This window comes from Streptococcus pluranimalium (assembly GCF_047785745.1).
Classification (GTDB): Bacteria; Bacillota; Bacilli; order Lactobacillales; family Streptococcaceae; genus Streptococcus; species Streptococcus pluranimalium_B.
Genome location: NZ_JBLOJT010000176.1, coordinates 1 through 1,739, shown reverse-complemented (window position 1 = coordinate 1,739; position 1,739 = coordinate 1). Strand labels below are relative to the sequence as shown.

Here is a 1,739-nt window from a genome sequence, read left to right as displayed (position 1 = left end):
ATCAACTAGCACCACGAGTAAATATTATTCAATCTCAATAAGTAGCTACTTGATGATTTTAGTTCTATGATTATTGCGATAATTAGATTAAATGTTGAAGAAGGTAGCTAAATACTTGTAATATCTTGCAATCTTATTTATCTCTCTCCTTAGTAGATACCCAAAAATGGTGAAAATACTGAAAAGTGTATAAAACACTTGCAATTCTATGACATTTTGATAGAATAAGAGGGTAAAGTTAGACCGTATTGCCTACTGTCTATCTATAAAATATATTTTATTGGAGGCTTTTCCTAAAATGGCAAAAGAAAAATACGATCGTAGTAAACCACACGTTAACATTGGTACAATTGGACACGTTGACCACGGTAAAACTACATTGACAGCAGCTATCACAACTGTATTGGCACGTCGCTTGCCTTCATCAGTTAACCAACCAAAAGACTATGCGTCTATCGATGCTGCTCCAGAAGAACGCGAACGCGGAATCACAATCAACACTGCACACGTTGAGTATGAAACTGAAGCTCGTCACTATGCTCACATCGACGCTCCAGGTCACGCGGACTACGTTAAAAACATGATCACTGGTGCCGCTCAAATGGACGGAGCTATCCTTGTAGTAGCTTCAACTGACGGACCAATGCCACAAACTCGTGAGCACATCCTTCTTTCACGTCAGGTTGGTGTTAAAAACCTTATCGTCTTCATGAACAAAGTTGACCTTGTTGATGATGAAGAGTTGCTTGAGTTGGTTGAAATGGAAATCCGTGACCTTCTTTCAGAATACGATTTCCCAGGTGATGATCTTCCAGTTGTTCAAGGTTCAGCTCTTAAAGCTCTTGAAGGTGATTCAGCTCAAGAAGACGTTATCATGGAATTGATGTCAATCGTTGACTCATACATTCCAGAACCAGAACGCGATACTGACAAACCATTGCTTCTTCCAGTCGAGGATGTATTCTCAATCACTGGACGTGGTACTGTTGCTTCAGGACGTATCGACCGTGGTACTGTTAAAGTTAACGACGAAGTTGAAATCGTTGGTATCAAAGACGAAATCTCTAAAGCAGTTGTTACTGGTGTTGAAATGTTCCGTAAACAACTTGACGAAGGTCTTGCTGGAGATAACGTTGGTGTTCTTCTTCGTGGTGTTCAACGTGATGAAATCGAACGTGGTCAAGTTCTTGCTAAACCAGGTTCAATCAACCCACACACTAAATTCAAAGGTGAAGTCTACGTTCTTTCTAAAGAAGAAGGTGGACGTCACACTCCATTCTTCGACAACTACCGTCCTCAGTTCTACTTCCGTACAACTGACGTAACTGGTTCAATCAAATTGCCAGAAGGTACTGAAATGGTAATGCCTGGTGATAACGTAACTATTGAAGTTGAGTTGATCCACCCAATCGCTGTTGAACAAGGTACTACTTTCTCTATTCGTGAAGGTGGACGTACTGTTGGTTCAGGTATCGTTTCAGAAATCGAAGCTTAATTTTAACAATTAAGTTTTCCCAAAATAACAATTAGAGTCAGACAACTTCTAATTGAGCACTTCCTTAGGGGAGTGCTTTTTTATTTTGGCTCTTCGTCAACTGTTGGGGGTGACTTATAATTAACATCTAGAGAGAATCGTTCTGGTTCTCTCTTTTTCTCTCTTTCCGGTTTTTGAGAGACAACCTAAAAGGGTCACTCCCCTGACCCTTTTAGTATTCAAAGCGATGAGAATTTTAGTTTTA

Annotated in this window: 1 protein-coding gene; it reads left to right on the top strand. The window is 40.0% G+C overall.

From position 1 onward, the window contains the following. The first annotated feature begins 298 nt into the window (after window positions 1-298). Window positions 299-1,495, top strand: coding sequence for an elongation factor Tu (tuf, locus tag ACMZ6U_RS10270; RefSeq protein WP_115130536.1), 1,197 nt, complete (start codon window positions 299-301; stop codon window positions 1,493-1,495). Window positions 1,496-1,739: the final 244 nt, after the last annotated feature.